15 protein-coding genes and 1 tRNA gene are annotated in these 20,433 nt (G+C 63.9%); 15 read left to right on the top strand and 1 reads right to left on the bottom strand.

Annotation, left to right across the window (positions count from 1 at the left end):
- Positions 1-5: 5 nt before the first annotated feature.
- The 9 genes from OOT46_RS00300 to OOT46_RS00260 all read left to right on the top strand — a co-directional run bounded on the left by OOT46_RS00300 (position 6) and on the right by OOT46_RS00260 (position 11,034).
- Positions 6-1,079 (top strand): glycosyltransferase family 4 protein, encoded by a 1,074-nt coding sequence (locus OOT46_RS00300; RefSeq protein ID WP_265401574.1) that lies wholly within the window; start codon positions 6-8, stop codon positions 1,077-1,079.
- Positions 1,076-2,137 (top strand): glycosyltransferase family 9 protein, encoded by a 1,062-nt coding sequence (locus OOT46_RS00295; protein WP_265401573.1) that lies wholly within the window; start codon positions 1,076-1,078, stop codon positions 2,135-2,137. The genes OOT46_RS00300 and OOT46_RS00295 overlap by 4 nt, the downstream gene beginning before the upstream one ends.
- Positions 2,134-3,216 carry a glycosyltransferase gene (locus OOT46_RS00290; protein WP_265401572.1) on the top strand — a complete coding sequence of 361 codons (1,083 nt, stop codon included), beginning with the start codon at positions 2,134-2,136 and terminating at the stop codon, positions 3,214-3,216. The genes OOT46_RS00295 and OOT46_RS00290 overlap by 4 nt, the downstream gene beginning before the upstream one ends.
- A gap of 9 nt (positions 3,217-3,225) precedes the next feature.
- Entirely contained in the window at positions 3,226-4,215 is a 990-nt protein-coding gene (locus OOT46_RS00285) for a glycosyltransferase family 9 protein (protein ID WP_265401571.1), read from the top strand.
- Positions 4,216-4,232: 17 nt separating this feature from the next.
- The gene (locus OOT46_RS00280; protein WP_322114215.1) at positions 4,233-5,093 is read left to right on the top strand and encodes a glycosyltransferase family 25 protein; all 861 of its coding nucleotides are present in this window, start codon (positions 4,233-4,235) and stop codon (positions 5,091-5,093) included.
- 94 nt (positions 5,094-5,187) lie between these two features.
- Entirely contained in the window at positions 5,188-7,308 is a 2,121-nt protein-coding gene (locus OOT46_RS00275; RefSeq protein WP_265401569.1) for a glycosyltransferase, read from the top strand.
- Positions 7,305-8,273, top strand: a complete 969-nt coding sequence (locus tag OOT46_RS00270; protein WP_265401568.1) for a class I SAM-dependent methyltransferase — start codon at positions 7,305-7,307, stop codon at positions 8,271-8,273. Before OOT46_RS00275 ends, OOT46_RS00270 begins: the two co-directional genes overlap by 4 nt.
- A 68-nt stretch (positions 8,274-8,341) precedes the next feature.
- Positions 8,342-10,066, top strand: a complete 1,725-nt coding sequence (msbA, locus tag OOT46_RS00265) for a lipid A export permease/ATP-binding protein MsbA (RefSeq protein ID WP_265401567.1) — start codon at positions 8,342-8,344, stop codon at positions 10,064-10,066.
- Positions 10,067-10,068: 2 nt separating this feature from the next.
- Positions 10,069-11,034, top strand: a complete 966-nt coding sequence (locus OOT46_RS00260) for an alpha/beta fold hydrolase (protein WP_265401566.1) — start codon at positions 10,069-10,071, stop codon at positions 11,032-11,034.
- Between the two features lie 45 nt (positions 11,035-11,079).
- Here the strand turns inward: OOT46_RS00260 and OOT46_RS00255 are convergent, their stop codons facing one another.
- Complete coding sequence (locus OOT46_RS00255; protein ID WP_265401565.1) at positions 11,080-11,649, bottom strand: D-sedoheptulose-7-phosphate isomerase; 570 nt, start codon at positions 11,647-11,649, stop codon at positions 11,080-11,082.
- Positions 11,650-11,921: 272 nt separating this feature from the next.
- On the opposite strand from OOT46_RS00255, the gene prfB reads away from it, so the two are divergent.
- The 6 genes from prfB (at position 11,922) to OOT46_RS00225 (ending at position 20,428) form a co-directional block, all read left to right on the top strand.
- Positions 11,922-13,026, top strand: a protein-coding gene (prfB, locus tag OOT46_RS00250) for a peptide chain release factor 2 (RefSeq protein WP_265401564.1) whose coding sequence is annotated in 2 segments (ribosomal slippage) — positions 11,922-12,002 and positions 12,004-13,026 — 1,104 coding nt in all. Because the reading frame shifts where the segments join, the coding sequence is not laid out codon by codon here.
- A gap of 47 nt (positions 13,027-13,073) precedes the next feature.
- A complete protein-coding gene (gene pepN / locus OOT46_RS00245; protein ID WP_265401563.1) occupies positions 13,074-15,746 on the top strand; it encodes an aminopeptidase N in 2,673 nt (890 codons plus the stop codon).
- A gap of 47 nt (positions 15,747-15,793) precedes the next feature.
- On the top strand, positions 15,794-16,810 hold the full coding sequence (locus OOT46_RS00240; protein WP_265401562.1) for a class 1 fructose-bisphosphatase: 1,017 nt from the start codon (positions 15,794-15,796) through the stop codon (positions 16,808-16,810).
- Positions 16,811-16,893: 83 nt separating this feature from the next.
- Positions 16,894-16,969: transfer RNA gene (locus OOT46_RS00235), tRNA-Thr, on the top strand.
- A 518-nt stretch (positions 16,970-17,487) separates the two neighbouring features.
- Positions 17,488-19,074, top strand: coding sequence for a type I restriction-modification system subunit M (locus tag OOT46_RS00230; protein WP_265401561.1), 1,587 nt, complete (start codon positions 17,488-17,490; stop codon positions 19,072-19,074).
- Positions 19,064-20,428: a restriction endonuclease subunit S gene (locus OOT46_RS00225; RefSeq protein ID WP_265401560.1), complete on the top strand. Its 1,365-nt coding sequence runs from the start codon at positions 19,064-19,066 to the stop codon at positions 20,426-20,428. Before OOT46_RS00230 ends, OOT46_RS00225 begins: the two co-directional genes overlap by 11 nt.
- Positions 20,429-20,433: the final 5 nt, after the last annotated feature.

Genomic DNA, 20,433 nt, shown 5'->3' with positions numbered 1-20,433 from the left:
GGTCGATGGTTGCCCCGAACCGCCCGATGCGCATCGTGCAGGTGCTGCACAGCCACGGCTATGGCGGGGCCGAACGTCACGCACTGACCTTGATGCAAGGACTGCGCGAGCAGGGCCACGAGGTGCTGTACGCCGGGCCGCAGGACGGCTGGCTGGCACAGGCTTGCCGCAGTGCCGGCTTCTCGACGGAAGGCCTGCGCATGTCCGGGCTCTTCGACCTGCCCTCCTACCTCAAGCTGAGGCGCCTGCTGCAGGACTGGCGGGCCGACATTGCGCATGGGCACTTGGTGCGCGGCGCGCAGTACGTCGGCCTCGCCGCGACGCGCCTGCCCGGTGTGACTGCACTGTGCACCGCCCACGCGACCACGGCGGCCAAGCACATGCGGCGCTGCCGGCACATCATTGCGGTGTCCGATGCGGTCAAGGCCAACCTGGTACGGCACGGCTACCCGACCACGGGCGTGACGGTCATCCACAACGGCATGCCACCCGGACCGCCCCCGCAACGGGAGGCACAACGCGCTGCACTGGGCATCCGGCCCGACACCTTCGCGGTGTTCAGCGCCGGGCGTTTCATCCGGGACAAGGGGCAGGACTTGATGGTGCGGGCGCTGCGGCAGTCCCGGACACGCTGGAGCCTGTTTCTGGCCGGGGACACCGCGACGCCGTTCGGCGCGGAGGTGCGGGCGCTTGCCGGCGAGGACCCGCGCATCCGCTTTCTCGGCTATCGCGACGACGTTCAGGCCCTGCTGCCAGCCTTTGACGCCTATGTCTCGGCCTCGCGGCGGGAGGCCTTTCCGCTCGCCCTGGTCGAGGCCTCGGCGGCTGCGCTGCCGATCGTCGCCACCGCCGTCGGCGGCGTGCCCGAATTGGTCGTCGACGGTCGCACCGGTCTGCTGGTGCCTACCGAGGACGCCGCGGCGCTGAACGGCGCGCTGAGCCGGTTGGTGCAGGAGCGGCAGTTGGCCCAGGCACTCGGCCAGGCCGCGCACGCCCAGTACCTCCAGCGCTTCACCGTCAAGCAGATGGTGGAGCGCACCGCCGCGCTGTACCGCGCGCAGATGGAGGCGAAGGCATGACGACGACGGCGCCGCGCATCCTGGTGATCCGCCTGTCGGCCATCGGCGACGTGGTGATGGCTTCGGGCCTCATTCCATCACTACGCCGGCTGTACCCCGACGCTCACCTCGCCTGGCTCGTCGAGCCGGCCGCGGCGCCGCTGCTCACCCACAACCCACGGCTGAACGAGGTGATCGTCTGGCAGCGCGGGCAATGGAAGGAACTGTGGCGCAAGCGCAGATGGCTCGAACTATGGCAACGGATTCGAATCTTCCGCCGTGAACTGCGTGAGCGCCGCTTCGACCTCGTGCTGGACACGCAAGGGCTGCTCAAGAGCGGCCTGTGGTCCTGGCTGAGCGGAGCCCCCCGGCGCATCAGCCTGGAGGGCCGCGAGGGCAGCCATCGTCTGGCCACCGAGTGCCTGCACCCGGCCGTTGGCGACACGCCCCGCAGGCCGCGTCTGCTGGGCGCCGAATACCGCTACCTGGCGAGCCATCTAGGCGCGCCGCCCGAAGCCTACCGGCTCGACCTCGTCGTCGCCGGCGCCGCCCGCGACGTGGCCCATGCGGCCCTGCTGAGGCAGGGTGTGCAAGGCGGATACGCCGTGTTGTGTCCCTTCACCACGCGGCCCCAGAAGCACTGGTTCGAAGACCGCTGGGTGGAGTTGGCCCAGGGCCTGCTTCACCAAGGCCTGCAGCCGGTCCTGCTCGGCGGACCGGCCGACCGGGAAGCGGCACAGCGCATCGTCGCTCAAGTTCCCGGGCTGGTCAGCCTGGCCGGCGAGCTGAAGCTGGACGAGTCGGTAGCGGCCATCGAATCGGCTCGCCTGCTGATCGGCGTCGACACCGGGTTGACCCACATGGGCAGCGCACTTCACAAACCCACTGTGGCCCTGTTCGGATCAACCTGCCCCTATCAAGACGGCGGCTCCCCACGCACTGCGGTCCTCTATGAAGTGCTGCCCTGCTCGCCCTGCCGACGCCATCCGACTTGCGGCGGCCGCTTCGATTGCATGCGGCTTCACACCGTCGAGCGTGTACTGGCGCAGGCACGAAGGCAAATGGAGATGTCTGCATGAAAGTCATGCACGTGGAGGCCGGCAAGCACCTGTACGGGGGGGCCCTGCAGGTGGTGTTCCTGTTGGAAGGCTTGCGCCGGCCAAGCGACGAGCATGTGCTGGTCTGCCCGCGGGGCAGCGCGATTGCCGAGGCGGCGCGGGCGCATGCAGCGCGTGTGCACGAGATCGAGATGAGGGGCGACGCTGACGTCGGCATGGTGGGCCGGCTGCGCCGGCTGATCCGCGAGGAACGGCCTGACGTTGTCCACCTGCACAGTCGACGGGGCTGCGACCTGTGGGGCGGCATAGCGGCACGGCTTGAAGGTGTCCCTGCAGTCCTCAGCCGACGTGTAGACAATCGTGAGCCGCGCGCCTGGGCGTCCGCCAAGTACCGACTCTACCAGCGCGTCATTGCGATCTCTGAGGGCATTCGGCAAGTGCTGCTGAGCGAGGGGGTCCTGCCCGACAAGGTCGTTTGCGTGCACAGCGCCGTGGATACACAGCGCTATTCACCCGACGGTGCTGACCAAGGCTGGTTCCGGCGGGAGTTCGGCCTCATGAACGATGAATTGACGATCGCCATGGTGGCGCAGTTCATCCCCCGGAAGGGCCACAGGGTTTTGCTGCGGGCGCTTCCCGACATCCTCGCGGCTTTCCCCAGAGTCAGGGTGCTGCTGTTCGGCCAGGGCCCGGAAGTGCCGGAAATCAAGAAGCTGGCGAGCGCGCGCCCGCTGCAGGACCGCGTGATTTTCGCTGGTTTCCGCAGTGACCTGCACCGGGTGCTCCCTTGTGTCGACCTCGTCGCGCATCCCGCTGAGATGGAAGGCCTCGGCGTGGCTCTGCTGCAAGCCGCAGCCTGCGGAATTCCGATCGTCGCCTGTGCCGCAGGCGGCATCCCGGAAATCGTCCGGTCCGGCGTGAACGGCGAGTTGGTGGCTCCGGGCGACGCATCCGCACTTGCCTCCGCCATCATCGAGCTGCTTGGGCGCCCACAGCGCCGTCGCGAATACGGAGAAGCGGGCAGGATCCTGGCGCTGAAGGAATTTTCAGTGCAGGCAATGGTGGCCGGCAACCGCGCCGTGTACGCCGGAGTAATTTGAAGCTGGCAGATGGACACGAGACCCAAAACAGCCGTTCTACATCAGTTCACCGGCATCGGCGATCTGGTTTGGCACATTCCCTACTTTGAGGCCGTCGCCCGCCAAAGCCGCGACGGTCAGGTCGCCGTCATCGCTCAACCATCGACGCTCGCACGGGATCTGCTGGCGCATGAACCCTGGCTCACCGAGGTCATCGATCACGACCACCGACGACGGCGTTCGGAAGGACGAGCGTCGGCTCATGGCGGACTGACAGGCATGTGGCGCATGGCGAAGCAGCTTCGTGAGCTGAAGTTCGACCGGCTCGTCCTGTTTTCCGGACGTCCGAGCCGAGGCCTGCTGGCGGCGCTTTCCGGCATACCGCGACGCAGCGGGTACGGCTACCACTGGCTGCAGCGAATTTTCCTGACCGAACCGCCGTTCATCCCCCGGTATCGGGGGCCGGCAGTCGCGGTTTACAAAGAAGCAACGGCGTTCGCGATCGCTCAGGGCTTCTGCGAAGACGCGATCGTTCCGAGGATCAGAGTGCCGGCGGAACTTGTCGCCGAGATGTCGGAGCGGCTGAGTCATCTCCCGAGACCGCTCTATGCTTTCGCAATCGGAACGTCGGAACCTCACAAGCAATGGGGCTTGGACAAGTTCGCAGCCCTCGCGCGTCGTCTCCTGCGGACCGGTTGCGGCGTGGTGCTCCTTGGAGGTCCCGGGGAGCGCCAACTCGCCGAGCAAATCGAAGCGGCAGCCGGACAGGAGCGACCACGCGCGATAATGTCGCTGACTCAAGTCCCGCTGGTACACACCGCTGCGGCACTTCACTCTGTGAACGCGTGTGTCGGCAACGATACCGGCGCGATCAGCATCGCGGCCGCTTCCGGATGCAGGACCTTTGTTCTGCTTGGGAATCGTCCGGCGCTCGATCATGACCCGCTCATCCAGGGGCTGTGCGCCGATCGCCTCGAAGACATCGCGGTCGACGATGTATGGCGTGCACTGAGGGGCTGAGCCTCGCAAGCTGAAAGATGTCGGATCAGGACATGCTTCCGCGCCGCGGAGGAACGGGAGGGGCGCCCCCAGGACGGCGCCGGAATGACTACACAAGACTCGGTTGCTGCGGCATGGGAAACACGAATATTAGAACGCTGGTCATCAGCCTGGCCGAATCGGCAGAAAGGCGCTCGTTGATGTCCGAGCGTTTGACAAAGGCGGGCCTCGAAGCGGAGTTTTTCGACGCCGTGAACGGCCGGACGTTGCGACGTAACTCTCGTTCACTATGGGCAAAAGCAGCGCAGCTCTCGGACGGCGAACTGGGCTGCTACCTCAGCCACGTAGGCGTCTGGCGAAAGATCGCCGACGAGAACATCCCGTTCGCACTTGTTCTCGAGGACGACGTCGACCTGCACGGCGACCTGGCTTCGGTCTGCACCGAACTCGCCGCACTGCCGTTGAGCTTCGATCTGGTGCGCCTGTCGAGCCTTGAGCCGCAAATCGGAAAGCCGATACGCCAGCTTGCGAACGATCGAACCTTGATCCTTCCCACCAAGGACCCGTTCGGTACGCAGGGCTACCTGCTCTCGCTCGCCGGGGCACGGCGCCTGCTGTCGGTCATTTCGGAACCGTGCCTGCCGATAGACCGCGAGTTCAATCTGTATTGGCGCCACGGGCTGCAATCCTTGCTCATTTCCCCCCCCGTCGTGCAGCATGACTGGGAGCTCGAATCGACGATCGTACCGACGGGGCGCGCGGAGATCGTCACATCTCTTCCACCACTTGCGCGGGTCATCCGTTCGCTTCAGAAGAGACGAGCCATCTATCGCATCTTCAAGAGCGTCGCACACAAAGGTCTCTTCTCCTTCATTTCGACCTCCTACGCTCACGAGTAGTCGCCAAATCCCGGTTTCATGCTTCCAAAAGGTTTCGTGCAGCCACAAGGCGCCTCAAGCTCTGCCACATTGACATCACTACAGCTGTCACTCCATGACCGCACTGCCCCCTATTGATATCTCGGTCGTGCTCAACGCCCATCGGGAGTCGGTATACATCGCCCGATCGCTCCGTTCGCTGTACGACACCGTCATCCACGCCCAGGCGCGAGGCATCTCCTGCGAATTGGTCATCGTCCTCGACGACGCGGACGCTGCCACGAGTGACCTTGTGCGAGGATGGGACTTCGGCTATTGGGACAGTTTCACGCTCGTCGAATGCTGCAACCGCTCTCTCGCGGAATCGCGCAACGCCGGCTGCCGGGTCGCACGCGGTCGCTATATCTGCCTCGCCGATGCGGACGACCTTTGGTCCTTCAACTCCTTGTCGCAGAAGGTCGCGACGGCTCAAGCAAATCCCAAGTCGATCGTCCTGCCACACTACATCCTTGCCTTCGGCGTCAAATCCTTCGTAGGACGCTACGACGCAGCACCGAACCTCCTGCTGATCGACCAGCACCCCTATATTTCTCAGATATGCGCTCCAGCTGAGTTGTTCCAACAACTGCAGCATGTGCATCCGCAGAAGGAACTTGGCTACGCTTTCGAAGACTGGCACTTCAACTGTGAAGCGGCGTCGCACGGCTGGCGTTTCGTGATTGCGCTAGACACCGTCTTGTTTTACCGCCAGCGCCACGGCAGCATCATGGCCGACATTCGGCTGCAGTCCTTCTGCCCGGTGCAGGCCTACAGCCGGCTGTTTGAGCCGGCGGCTTACCTTGCCGCGTGCGCAGGCGAGATGAACGCGGCTCCCGCGGGGGTGGTGAGCACTTCAGAAACTGCCGCCAAAGTGGCCGAGACATTCTGGGGAACGCCGGAGGTCGTCTCCGCAGTGCTGCTCGCCGCCGGCATAGACCCCACTATTGACCCCGGTACGGCGACTCGGCAGCAACCTTATCTGGCATATCGGGGCAACGATGGAGCAGGTCGCCTTTATTATCACATCTGCAAGCAACTGGAGCAGAAGAGCGGCCCGCGATTCACCGATGTTTTTCTCCTTCCGGATCTGTCAATCGGGGGCGGCGAAAAGTACCTGCTGCAGATGATCGAGGCCGTTGAGCAAAGGGCCGACAACCGTGTGCTGGTCGTCGGCACCTCGGCTCAGGCCCGCCACATTTGGCGGACAAGGCTCTCTTCCAAAACGACCTTCCTACCGCTTTCCGACTACGCCAGCTTCAGCCAGGCTGCGGCGATGTCAGCCGTGTTACGCCTCATTCAGGCGAGCGCCCAGGGAAGCCGCATCCACATCAAACCATCGGAATTCGGACATACTTTCGTCGAGCAACATGCCATCCATCTGCCCGAATGTAAGTTCATCTACTATCGGTGGTGCGATGGCATGAACGACTTCATGGGCGCAAAATATAAGAATCCGGGGAGCATCGCCTTGCTGGACCGGATGCGCCCTCGTATCAACAAGATCATCTGCGATTGCGAAAGCATTTTGCGCGATGACGAGTTTCTGCTGGGGCAGAAACTTCCGAACTACTATATCCTTCCCGCGTACGCAAACAAACCAGTAGGCATCGCGCCGGCGTACCAGAACAAGCGCAGGTTCTCTGGAAGAATGGTCTGGGCGGGACGGATCGACGCCCAAAAGCGCGTCGAACTCCTCGTCATGATTGCGGCACTGACACGCAAAACGGGCCTCCCCATCTCCATCGATGTGTATGGTGCGACCGAACAACATGCTAAGCTGAGAAGTCTTTTCATCGCTTCCCCAAACGTGTCGGTGAATCCGCCCTTCGCGAAGCTAGGGGACATCGACGTTTCGCGCTACGACGGACTGCTCTACACCTCCTGGTTCGATGGGATGCCAAATATGATTCTCGAAGCCCTGGCTCACGGGCTCCCAGTTGTCGCCCCAGACGTTGGTGGGATCGGTGAAGTGCTGAGAGAAGGGTGCGGCAAGCTTGTGCCGCATGAGTTCAACGACGAGCGCATGGCGCTCAACTATCGATCCGCTCTCGCGGATTTTTACGCCGACTTCGAAGGTGCTGTGCGCATGAGCACGATCGCGGTCGAACTCATCGACCGACAGCGCAGCCCCGAAGTGCATCACAACCAGGCGCTGCAGATATTAGAGTCCTCCGATAATGAGCGGTTTTTGCAATGATTGAAGAACGACTGAGCTTTTCCGATTCCGGTTCTACATACCAGGCGCTTAATTTCAGCGAGCATTTCAACCGCTACGCAGTGGCAGCCGAGGCTTGCAAGGGGAAGAAGGTCCTCGACATAGCGTGCGGGGAAGGTTACGGCAGCAAATTGCTGAGTCAATGGGGCGCTAGCACCGTGACCGGAGTGGACGTTTCAGTTGAGGCGATTGCTGCTGCGAACAAGTACTTCAGCGGGGAGAACGTCCGTTATCTTCGAACCGACGGCACTGATCTTCTTTCCATCCTCGGGCAGGAGCGGTTCGACGTAATCGTCTCGCTGGAAACCATCGAGCATGTTCCCGATGCAAAGATGTTCCTCGAGACATTGCGCGCTCTACTCGCTCCGGGCGGTACCTTGATCGTGAGTTGCCCCAACGATCATGCCCACGAGTGGATTGACAATCCCTTCCATCTCGTCAAATACACCCTGGCCGATTTTCAGGCCCTTGCAGAAGGCGTATTGGGAAAAGCTGACGAGTGGATCCTTGGTACCCCCGCGATCGGCCACTGCCACCTCCCGCTGCACCCGTCGCCCGTGGTAGCCGATTCGCCGCGCGACATCATGAAAGGTCGTGTCGACCACGTGAGAACATGGGTACTGCCGGCCCAGGAGAACACTGCCGCGACGCCCGCCTCCTGCGCGTATTACGTCGGACGTTGGGGACCGGCTCCCCTTACGCTCTCGTTGTCCTATGCGCCGCAGTCGTTCCGCGGTGCCATCGAACTGTGGGAACTGTATCAGGCAGCCACGAAGACGATCGCTCATTTGAGAGATGAAAACCGACGGATCCGTTCCGCCTCGCTGGAAAGCATTGTCGTCAAACAGTCGCCTGCATCCCTCTCCGAGGGCAAATGGGCAAAGCGGCGCCGCAAATGGATCCGCAGCCTGCGCAAGAGACTGGGACTCTCCATCACCGGCTATTGACGGTTGCGCCGGCTCAACTGTGCACCTCCTGCAGGACGCCTAACGGCGCCTGCTCATGGAAGAGACCTATGAACCTCAAACCCGCCGCCAAGCGACTGCTCGCCTACATCCGTCCACACGGAACGGGCGTGATCCTCGGCGTCATCTGTTTTTTCCTATCGGCCGCCATCGAGCCGCTGGTTCCCGCTCTATTCAAAGCCCTGCTGGACAGCGGCTTCAAAGCCGACCTGGGCTTTCCCACCTGGCTTGTGCCCGTCGTGATCATCGGCCTGTTCGCGACCCGGGGTCTCCTGGCGTTCACCGGTACATACCTGTTCAATTGGTCGACCTCGCAGGCCGTAATGGCCCTCCGCACCGATCTCGTGACGGCTGTGATGCGAGCCGATGCCAGCCTCTACAGCCGTATCAGTCCTGGGGTGGCCGCCACCAAGGTCATCAACGACCCGCAAAGCGCCACTGGAGCGCTGGCCAGCGCACTCACCAGCATTCTGCGCGATGGAACGACGCTGGTAGCGCTGCTCGGTTATCTGTTTTACTTGAACTGGAAACTGACGCTCATTTCGTTGGTGACCATGCCCTTGCTCGGCTTCGTGGTCCGCAGGGTACACAAGCGGGTCATGAAAGTCGGCGGGCAGTCCTACGAGTCTCAGGTCAAACTGGTGGGAATTGTCGACGACATCACCAGGGCCTGGCGGGTAGTACGTACCTTCGATGCCGGCGACTTTGAACGCCGGCGCTTCGCGGACGAAGCAGCCAAACTGCGGCGAGCTACGCTGAAGAGCGTTGCCGCTGGTGCCATGATGACACCGCTGACACAGGTGGTGGCGAGCACCGGCGTTGCGTTGATCCTCACGCTTGCCTTGATCGACGCGAACAAGGGCGCGACGACGGTGGGCGAATTCGTGGCCTTCATCACAGCGATGTTGATGACCATCTCGCCTATGCGTCACTTGACTGATGTCACCCAACCCATCATCAACGGCCTCATCACCGCGAACGCGAGCTTCGAATTGATGGATACTCCGCCCGAGCCCGATTCCGGTACCCAGGAGCTCGAGACCTGTTCGGGAGCGATCCAGTTCGATCACGTCAGCGTGGTATATCAGGACAGCGAGCAGAAAGCGCTGAACGGCCTCGATCTCGCGGTGCCTGCAGGACAGACCATCGCCTTGGTTGGATCCTCAGGTGCCGGCAAGACTACGGCCGTCAGCGCGTTACTGGGCTTCGTCGCACCGACCGCGGGCACTATCCTTTTGGATAACATTGACGTGCAAACCATACGCAAGGCGTCCTTGCGAAAACAGTTTGCCGTCGTTTCCCAGGACATCGTCTTGTTCGACGGCTCCATTGCAGACAACGTCGCATACGCCCAACCCAAGGACGCAGACCGGATCGAAGCCACCCTGAAAGCCGCCAATCTTTGGGAGTTCGTCGAAGCACAGCCCGACGGCGTCAATACGATGGTCGGCACCAACGGCAGCCGCCTCTCGGGAGGACAACGCCAGCGCCTGGCGATCGCCCGCGCCCTCTACAAAAATGCGAAGGTCTGGATCTTCGACGAGGCCACATCGGCCCTGGACACCGAATCCGAGCGGATCGTGCAACAGTCCATCGAGCAGTGGCACGGCGAGAAGACGCTCATCCTCATCGCCCACCGCCTCAGCACCGTCCGCAATGCCGATCGCATCTACGTGCTCTCGGACGGCCGTGTGGTGGAAGCCGGTACACACAAGGAATTGATGGAGCGCGGCGGCCTGTATGCAGGCATGGTGGCCGCGCAGGCCATGGAGTAGACATGCAGCCGAACCAGCCCACGCACGCAGAAGCACAAGCGCGAACGAAGGCAGACCTGCCTCCCTACAGCCCAGCCCGCCGTTCGACCTCGGTGATCGCCCAAGTGCGCGGCCTGCGCTACCACATCCGCAGCTGGGGATCACCCGAGGCAGTCTCTCCGGGGCGCCCCCCTTTGGTGATGCTGCACGGCTGGATGGACGTCGCTGCCTCCTTCCAGTTTGTGGTGGATGCGCTGCAGACGGAGCGTTACGTGCTTGCGCCCGACTGGCGCGGTTTCGGTCTCACGCAAAGTCCGGGCCTCGACACCTACTGGTTCCCCGACTACCTGGCCGACCTCGACGCCCTGCTCGACCAGCTGTTGCCCGGCCAGACCATCGACCTCCTGGGCCACAGCATGGGCGGCAACGTCGCGATGTTCTACGCGGGGGTGCGGTCGCAGCGCGTGCGCCGCCTCATCAACCTCGAAGGTTTCGGCCTGCCCGACAGCCACCCTGAACAGGCACCCAAGCGCTACGCGAAGTGGCTCGACGAGTTGAAGCAGCCGGTGGAACTGCGCAGCTACGACAGCCTCCAGGCCGTCGCCGACCGCCTTTGCAAGACCAATCCGCTGCTGCGCCGCGACCGGGCCGACTGGCTCGCGCCCCACTGGGCGCAGCAGGCGCACGACGGACGCTGGGAGATCCTCGGCGATCCAGTGCACAAGCGCATCAATCCGGTGCTCTACCGCAGGGAGGAAGCGCTCGCCTGCTGGCAGCAGATCAGCGCACCGGTCCTGTGGGCGGAAGGCGACCAGACGGACCTGAAGAAATTCTGGGGCGACCGCTACCCCCGCGCCGATTTCGAAGCCCGTCTCGCGACGGTGAAGCAGCTCGAGCGCCACGTGCTGTCCCCGGCGGGCCACATGCTGCACCACGACCAGCCGGAAGCTCTGGCACGGCACATCGAGGCCTTCCTGGAGCGCCGCTAGGCGCCCCGCCGACCTCTCCCGCGGCCGGGCCAGCCGGGCCGCAGCTCAGACCAGGCCGAGGCCTTCCTCGATGAGCCCGCACAGGGTGTGTCCGATCAGGATGTGAGTTTCCTGGATGCGCGCCGTCACCTGACTCGGCACCACGATGGCCACATCGCACATGTCCTTGAGCTGGCCGCCGTCGCGACCGAGCAACCCGATCGTGTGCACACCCAGCTCACGGGCAGTGGCAACAGCACGCACAACGTTTTTCGAATGCCCCGAGGTGGAAATGCCGACGAGGCAGTCGCCCGCGCGCGCCAGCCCGGCGAGCTGCCGGGCGAACACCTCCTCGAAGGCATAGTCGTTGCCGATGGAAGTCAGGGCCGAAGTGTCGGTCGTGAGGGCAACCGCGGCCAGTGGCTTGCGCTCCTTGACGAACCGCCCCGTCAGCTCGGAGGCCATGTGCTGGCTGTCGGCCGCGGAGCCACCGTTGCCACAGAAAAACAGCCGGCCGCCCGCGCCCAGCGTCCGGGCTGCCAACACACCGGCCCGGCCAACCACCTCGTCCAAGGACTGCAGCTGCTGCAGAAGGCCGATCTGTGCTTCTAGGTTGCGGAGGAACAAACTGCTCATGGATCCTGAACCGCTGCGCGGCCTTTGTCGTCATCGCAGGGGACTGCACAGCGCGAACTCCCGGCCTGACCGGGCCGCCGCGTCGCCGGCACAAAACATGCGCCCCCATCACCCGGTCACTATACCAGCGGGCCCGACGCCTTCCGCCCGCCGGACGCGCTTGGCGCACCGAGGAAGCGCCCGCTCACGCTCCTGCATCGCCGGATCGAAGCAGACGACGGGAGGCCCGCCGCAGCATGAGAAAATGCCGCGTTTTGAGAAGGACACGAGCCATGGACGCAGAACGCATCAACACCTTGGGCGCCACGCTGGAAGACCTGACTCGGCGCACCGCCGAGCTACGGAGGTATCTTTGACTGGGAGACCAAGTCTCACCGTCTGAGCGAGGTCAACGCCGCGCTGGAAGACCCGGCGGTCTGGAACGACCCCAAACACGCCCAGGAACTGGGGCGCGAGAAAAAAGCGCTCGAAGGCGTGGTGCTGACCATCAGCCGCCTCGAGTCCGAGCTCTCGGACAACGGCGAGCTTTATGAGCTGTCGAGGGCCGATGACGACATCGCGGGCCTGCAAGCCATCGAAGGTGAAGTCGATGCCCTCACGGCCGAGCTCGAGCAACTCGAGTTCCGCCGCATGTTCAGCAACCCGGCCGATCCCAACAACTGCTTCATCGACATCCAGGCCGGCGCCGGCGGCACCGAGGCCTGCGACTGGGCCAGCATGCTGCTGCGCCAGTACCTGCGCTACTGCGAGCGCAAGGGCTTCAAGACCGAGGTGATGGAAGAGTCCGAGGGCGATGTGGCCGGCATCAAGAGCGCCACGATCAAAGTCGAGGGCGAGTACGCCTTCGGCTACCTGCGCAGCGAGACCGGTGTGCACCGCCTGGTGCGCAAGAGCCCGTTCGACTCCTCGGGCGGCCGCCACACCTCCTTCGCGAGCGTGTTCGTCTATCCCGAGGTCGACGACTCGATCGAGATCGAGATCAACCCGGCCGACGTGCGCACCGACACCTTCCGCGCCTCCGGCGCCGGCGGTCAGCACATCAACAAGACCGACTCCGCGGTGCGCCTGACCCACATGCCCACCGGCATCGTGGTGCAGTGCCAGAACGACCGTTCGCAGCACCGCAACCGCGACGAGGCTTGGCAGATGCTGCGCTCGCGGCTGTTCGAGCATGAGATGCGCAAGCGCATGGCCGAGCAGCAGAAGCTGGAGGACAGCAAGACCGACGTCGGCTGGGGACACCAGATCCGCTCCTACGTGCTGGACCAGAGCCGCATCAAGGACCTGCGCACCAACGTCGAGATTTCCAACACCCAGAAGGTGCTGGACGGCGACCTCGACGCTTTCATCGAAGCCAGCCTGAAACAGGGCATCTGAAACTTCGGGCCCCGGACCGGGGCCCGCAATGAAAGAAAGCGACCACCATGCGTGAAGGCACCGCTGCAGTGACCCGCCGCGAGGACTACGCCCCGCCGCCCTACTGGATCAGGACCGTCGACCTGACGTTCGACCTCGACCCGGCCAAGACCCTGGTGGTCAACCGGATGACCCTGGAGCGCAATGCCGACGTCCCCGCGCAGGCGCTGCGCCTGGACGGCGAGGACCTGAACCTGACCCGCGTGCTGGTCAACGGCGAATCGGTCTCTTTCCGCGTCGAGAACCAGCAGCTGGTGCTGGAAAACCTGCCCGAGACCCCGTTCACGCTGGAGGTGCGCACCACCTGCGCGCCCGAGAAGAACACCCGCCTGTCGGGCCTCTACACCTCGAGCGGCGGCTTTTTCACGCAGTGCGAGGCGCAGGGCTTCCGCCGCATCACCTACTTCCTCGACCGTCCCGACGTGATGGCGGTCTACACCGTCACCCTCAAGGGCGACAAGGCGCGCTACCCGGTGCTGCTGTCCAACGGCAACCTGCTGGAGCAGGGCGAGCTGGAAGGCGGCAAACACTACGCGAAGTGGAACGACCCCTTTCCCAAGCCCTCCTACCTGTTTGCGCTGGTGGCCGCCAACCTGGTTTGCCGCGAGCAGAAGATCCGCTCGCGCAGCGGCCGCAACCACCTGCTGCAGGTCTACGTGCGCGCCGGCGACCTGGACAAGACTGAGCACGCAATGCGCTCGCTGATCGCCTCGGTCGCCTGGGACGAAGCCCGCTTCGGCCTGCCCCTGGACCTCGACCGCTTCATGATCGTCGCTGTCAGCGACTTCAACATGGGCGCGATGGAGAACAAGGGCCTCAACATCTTCAACACCAAATACGTGCTGGCCAACCCTGCCACCGCGACCGACGCCGACTTTGCCGGCATCGAGAGCGTGGTCGGCCACGAGTATTTCCACAACTGGACCGGCAACCGCGTGACCTGCCGCGACTGGTTCCAGCTCAGCCTCAAGGAAGGCCTGACGGTCTTCCGCGACCAGGAGTTCAGCCAGGACCTCTCGGGCTCGCCGAGCGCGCGTGCCGTCAAACGCATCGACGACGTGCGCACGCTGCGCCAGCACCAGTTCCCCGAGGATGCGGGGCCGATGGCGCACCCGGTGCGCCCGGACAGCTATGTCGCGATCGACAACTTCTACACCGCCACCGTCTACGACAAGGGCGCTGAGGTCGTGCGCATGATGCAGACGCTGGTGGGCCGCGACGGTTTCGCACGCGGCATGACGCTGTACTTCCAGCGCCACGACGGCCAGGCGGTGACCTGCGACGACTTCGCACAGGCGATCGCCGACGCCAACCCCGACAGCCCGCTGGCGCACAAGCTGGATCAATTCCGCCGCTGGTACAGCCAGGCCGGCACGCCGCGCGTGACCGCGCGCGGCTACTACAACGCCGAGATGCGCACCTGGCGGCTGGAGTTGAGCCAGCACTGCCCGCCGACCCCGGGTCAGCCCGAGAAGCAGCCCTTCGTGATCCCCGTTGCGCTGGGCCTGGTGAGCCGCGACGGCGCGGCGCTGCCGCTGCAGCTGGTCGGCGAGAGCGCCTCGGCCGGCACCGAACGTGTGCTGGTGCTGAGCGAAGCCACCCAGCACTTCGAGTTCACCGGCCTGGAGGCCCAGCCGGTGCCTTCGCTGCTGCGCGGCTTCTCGGCCCCGGTGGTGCTGGAGGACACGCTGAGCGACGCCGACCTGCTGGTGCTGCTGGCCCACGATGCCGACCCCTTCAACCGCTGGGAGGCGGCGCAGCGCCTGGGCCTGAACCGGCTGCTGGCCGCGGTGAAGGGCGACGGCCGCATCGAAGCCGACGCGCCCTACCTCGAAGCGATGCGTGCCGTGCTGCACCACCCCACCCTGGACGCCGCCTTCAAGGACCTGCTGCTGACCCTGCCTGGCGAAAGCTACATCGCCGAGCAGCTCCAGGAGGTCGACCCGCAGCTGATCCACACCGTGCGCGAGTCGCTGCGCCTGCAGCTCGCGCTGGCCCTGCAGGCCGACTGGGAAACCGCCTTCGACACCCACCAGACCGAAGGCGGCTACTCGCCCGACCCGGTGTCCTCGGGGCGCCGCGCGCTGGCCAACCTGGCGCTGGCCAACCTCTGCCTGGCAGCCACGGCGCAGTCCACCACCGAGTGGCCCGGCAAGGCGTACCAGCGTTTCAAGGACGCCAACAACATGACCGACCGCATCGGGGCCGTCGGCGCCCTGGTGGGGGCCCACCACGAGCTGGCCGAGCCGGCGCTGCAGCGCTTCCACGCTCTGTTCCGCGACGAGGCGCTGGTGATCGACAAGTGGTTCGCGCTGCAGGCTTCGGCGCCCGAGAAGGACGGCAAGGTCTTTGCCCGTGCCAAGCAGCTGCTGTCGCACCCCGACTTCTCGCTGCGCAACCCCAACCGGGCGCGCAGCCTGGTCACGGCGCTGTGTTTCAGCAACCCGGCCGCCTTCCACCGCCGCGACGCTGCCGGCTACGTCTTCTGGGCCGACCGCGTGCTGGAGCTGGACGCGATCAACCCGCAACTCGCGGCCCGCGTCGCCCGCGCGATGGACCGCTGGAAGCAGCTGGCCGAGCCCTACCGCAGCGCTGCGCGCGAAGCCATCGCGCGCGTCGCAGCCAAGCCCGAGCTCAGCGACGACGTGCGCGAAATCGTCACACGCGCACTGGCCGACTGAGGCCGCGAACGGCCACAACAATTTCGATAGACCATTGGGAGTATGAAATGACCCAAAAACGCGTCAGCCTCACGCAATACCTCGTCGAGCAGCAACGCATGCACGGCCACATCCCCGGCCAGCTGCGCCTGCTGATCGAGGTGGTGGCACGCGCTTGCAAACGCATCGCCATCAGCGTCAACAAGGGCGCGCTGGGCGATGTGCTCGGCACCGCCGGCACCGAGAACGTGCAGGGCGAGGTGCAGAAGAAACTCGACGTCATCGCCAACGAGGTGCTGATCGAGGCCAACGAATGGGGCGGCCACCTGGCCGCGATGGCCTCCGAGGAGATGGACGGCATCTACGTGGTGCCCAACCGCTTCCCGCAGGGCGAGTACATGCTGCTGTTCGACCCGCTCGACGGCTCCAGCAACATCGACGTCAACGTCAGCATCGGCACGATCTTCTCGGTGCTCAAGAAGCCCGAGGGCCACACCGGCGTCAGCGAGGAGGACTTCCTGCAGCCGGGCAGCCAGCAGGCGGCAGCCGGCTACTGCATCTACGGTCCGCAGACCACGCTGGTCCTGACCGTGGGCGACGGCGTGGCGATGTTCACCCTGGACCGCGAGCAGGGCTCCTTCGTCCTGGTCCAGGACGACGTGAGGATTCCTGCCGACACGAAGGAATTCGCGATCAACATGAGCAACATGCGCCACTGGGCCCCGCCGGTGCGCCGCTACATCGACGAATGCCTGGCCGGCAAGGAAGGCCCGCGCGGCAAGGACTTCAACATGCGCTGGGTCGCCTCGATGGTGGCCGATGTGCACCGCATCCTGACCCGCGGCGGCATCTTCATGTACCCCTGGGACCAGCGTGAGCCGGACAAACCCGGCAAGCTGCGCCTGCTCTACGAGGCCAACCCGATGAGCTTCCTGGTCGAGCAGGCCGGTGGCGCAGCGACCAACGGGCAGCAGCGCATCCTGGATGTGAAGCCGGGCAAGCTGCACGAGCGCGTGAGCGTGATTCTGGGCTCGAAAAACGAGGTCGAGCGCGTGACGGCCTACCACCAGGAAGCGGCCCGCTGAGGGCGCGCGGCAGGAGTTCACGAGGCGTTGGTTTCGGCGCCCCTTCCCAGGCCGGATTTTGCTGCTAGAATCTCGGTCTCTTTGCCGGTGTAGCTCAGTTGGTAGAGCAGCGCATTCGTAATGCGAAGGTCGGGAGTTCGACTCTCTTCACCGGCACCAAGACACAACGCCCAACCGCTCTCGGTTGGGCGTTTTGCTTTGGGCGTTTCCCGCGCCGGTGCGGGGTTCCGGGCCATTCTGCGTAGGCCACGCCCGCGCCCTTCTCCGCCCTTTTTGCCTCGTTTCGACTCTCTTTTCCTCTCTCTTCTCTAAAAAGTAGGGCAACTTTTTCCGCCCGGCCTACGCAGAAGTCCTTTGCTGACGCGGACTTACGCGAGGGTCAAATAGAGCGGTTTTCCAAGGTCTTGGTGTACCAGGAGAAGCCTCGACTGCGTACAGGTCACCAGTGGCCGACGGCCCTCAGCACGCAACTCGAACATTGACCGACGGCTAGCAACGTGCAATCAGCGGCTTTCGCCCGTTCAGGCGGAAGTGGCTCAGAGCGCGTCCGCTGTGACAGTACCGAGACGTCCGAAGGTCGCCATGACGCGGAGGGCCGCCTATGAGTTACAAAAAGAACTGCCCTTCGAAGCTGTGACAAGATTGCAGGCGTAGCCAAGAGCGATTGACCCCAACGCATGAATCAAGACCTGAAAAAGACCCTCTGGGCCGCCGCCGACAAGCTGCGGTCTTCGATGGATGCCGCCGAATACAAGCACATCGTCCTCGGCCTCATCTTCCTCAAATACATCTCCGATGCTTTCGATGAGCGCCGCATCCAGCTCCTGGCCGCGTTCAACGACAAAGCGGGCGACCTCTATCTGCCAGACGCGGCGGACCACGCCGAGGCGCTGGATGAGCGCGACTACTTCACCATGGCCAACGTCTTCTGGGTGCCGGCCTCGGCTCGCTGGGACGCCATCCGCGCTCAGGCTAAGCAGGCGGACATCGGCGTACGCATCGACGCCGCGCTTGAAGCCATCGAGGCCGACAATCCGCGCCTGAAGGGCATCCTCGACAAACGCTTCGGACGCACGCAGCTTGAACCGGGCCGGCTGGGCGAGCTGGTGGACCTGATTTCGACCATCGGCTTCGGCGAGGGCCATCGGGCGAAGGATCTGCTCGGCGAGGTTTACGAGTACTTCCTCGGCCAGTTTGCCAGCGCGGAGGGCAAGAAGGGCGGCCAGTTCTACACGCCGGCCTCGGTGGTGAAGGTGCTGGTCGAGGTGCTGGCGCCGCACCAGGGCCGCGTCTACGACCCCTGCTGCGGCTCGGGTGGCATGTTTGTGCAGAGCGAGAGGTTCATTGAGGCGCACGGCGGCAAGGTCGACGACATCAGCATCTACGGTCAGGAGTCAAATCCGACGACATGGCGTTTGGCCCAGATGAATCTTTCCATCCGAGGCTTCGCAGTGGACCTGGGTACGGAGCCTGCCGACACTTTCCATCGCAACCAGCACCCTGACCTGCGGGCCGACTACGTCCTTGCGAACCCGCACTTCAACGACAGCGAATGGGGCGGAGAGCGTCTTTTTGAGGACCGGCGCTGGGCCTACGGTACGCCTCCTGCCGGCAATGCCAACTACGCCTGGCTGCAGCACATCCTGCACCACCTGAGCCCGCGCGGCCAGGCCGGTGTGGTGCTGGCTAACGGCAGCATGAGCAGCAACCAGAACAACGAGGGCGCCATCCGCAAGGCGATGGTCGAAGCTGACGTGGTGGACGTGATGGTTGCGCTGCCGCCGCAGCTCTTCTTCAACACGCAGATTCCGGCCTGCCTGTGGTTCCTGACCAAGGACAAGAGCTGCGTGGCAACGCCGAGCGGCAGGCGTGGCCGCGACAGGCGCGGTGAAGTACTGTTCATCGATGCGCGTAAGCTCGGCCGCATGGCAACGCGGGTGAACCGCGTGTTCGACGACGAGGACGTGGCGCGCATCGCGGCCACTGTGCACCGCTGGCGCGCCGATGGGGAGGATGGTGCCAACGAGCCCTATGCTGACGTGGCCGGCTTCTGCCGTGCGGTGAAGTTAGCCGAGATTGCCGAGCACGGTCATGTATTGACTCCGGGACGCTATGTAGGTGCCGAGGCGGCCAAGGACGACGACGATACCTTCAACGAGAAGATGGACCGGCTGACTAACCAGCTCGCCGAGCAGATGGCGAAAGGGGCCGAGTTGGATGCTGTGATTCGGGAAAAGCTGGGAGAACTCGGATATGCAGTCTGAGTGGCCGCTGGTTCCGGTCGCCGACTGCTGCGACCTAATCGTCGACTGCGTGAATAAGACCGCGCCGGTCGTCGACCTTCAGACGCCCTACAAGATGATTCGCACGACCAACGTGCGACGCGGCTTCATTGACTTGACCGACTGCAAGTTTGTCGACGAGTCAACATTCCGGACGTGGACACGACGAGCCGCTGTCCTAGACGGCGATGTTGTACTTACGCGCGAGGCTCCCATCGGAGAAGTTGGCCTCGTGCGAGGAAATCAAACCATATTTCTTGGGCAGCGCCTGATGCAATACCGTGCCAACAAGTCGGTGTTGGATCCGAGATTCCTCTGCTATTCCTTTCTTTCTCCGCAGCTGCAGCATCAATTCGGAGCTCACGAGGGCTCCGGGTCCGTTGTGTCTCACATTCGAGTGGGAGACTGCTCGAAGTTCAAGATTCCTCTACCACCTCTCTCAAAGCAACGTGAGATTGCGAACCTACTCGGTTCTATTGACGAGCGCTGGCTGCTCTTCCGACAAACCAACGCCACCCTCGAATCCATCGCCCAAGCCGTGTTCAAGAGCTGGTTCATCGACTTCGACCCCGTACGTGCAAAGGCCGAGGGCCGCGAGCCCGAAGGCATGGACGCGGACACGGCGGCGTTGTTCCCCGCCGAGTTCGAGGAATCGGCACTCGGGTTGATTCCGAAGGGGTGGACAGCCAAGCCGTTTGGCTCGCTCTTGGCGCATGCGATAGGTGGTGACTGGGGTTCCGAGGCAGAGAGCGTCGACTGCTCTTTGCCGGCTACCGTCATCAGGGGCACCGACATCCCAGACATCTGCGCGGGTCGCTATCAAGCAGTCCCTCGACGCTTCGTCAGTCCAAGAAAGGCTGCAAAGCGTCTCCTGCATGACGGCGACTTGGTAATTGAAGTCTCCGGCGGCAGCAAAACGCAACCCACCGGACGCTCGCTCTACGTTACACGCGACCTCCTCGCCAAGCTCGGGGCTGCTGCGGTCCCTACAAGCTTCTGCAGACTGTTTCGAGCGAAAGACTCCCATACTGCGCTGGTGCTTGCGCGTCACCTCGCCCAAATCTATCAGGCCGGCAAGATGTGGAACTACCAAGTCCAAAGCACGGGCCTTGCTAATTTCCAGACCCAGCATTTCCTCGATTCGGAGATGGTCGTGACGGCACCGCCAGCAATTTTCGAGAGATTCTTCGAGCTGGTGCGCCCTCTTATTGACCGTGTTTATGCCGCACCAATCGCTGAGCTTGAAGCTCTGAGAGATTCGCTGCTCCCCCGCCTCATCTCCGGCAAGCTCCGCCTCCCCGAAGCCCAAGCCCAGCTCGAAAGAGCACTGGCATAGCGCAG

This window comes from Aquabacterium sp. A7-Y, assembly GCF_026153205.1.
Classification (GTDB): domain Bacteria; phylum Pseudomonadota; class Gammaproteobacteria; order Burkholderiales; family Burkholderiaceae_C; genus Caldimonas.
The sequence above is the reverse complement of the archived record's forward strand: the minus strand, read 5'-3'. Positions and strand labels throughout refer to the sequence as shown.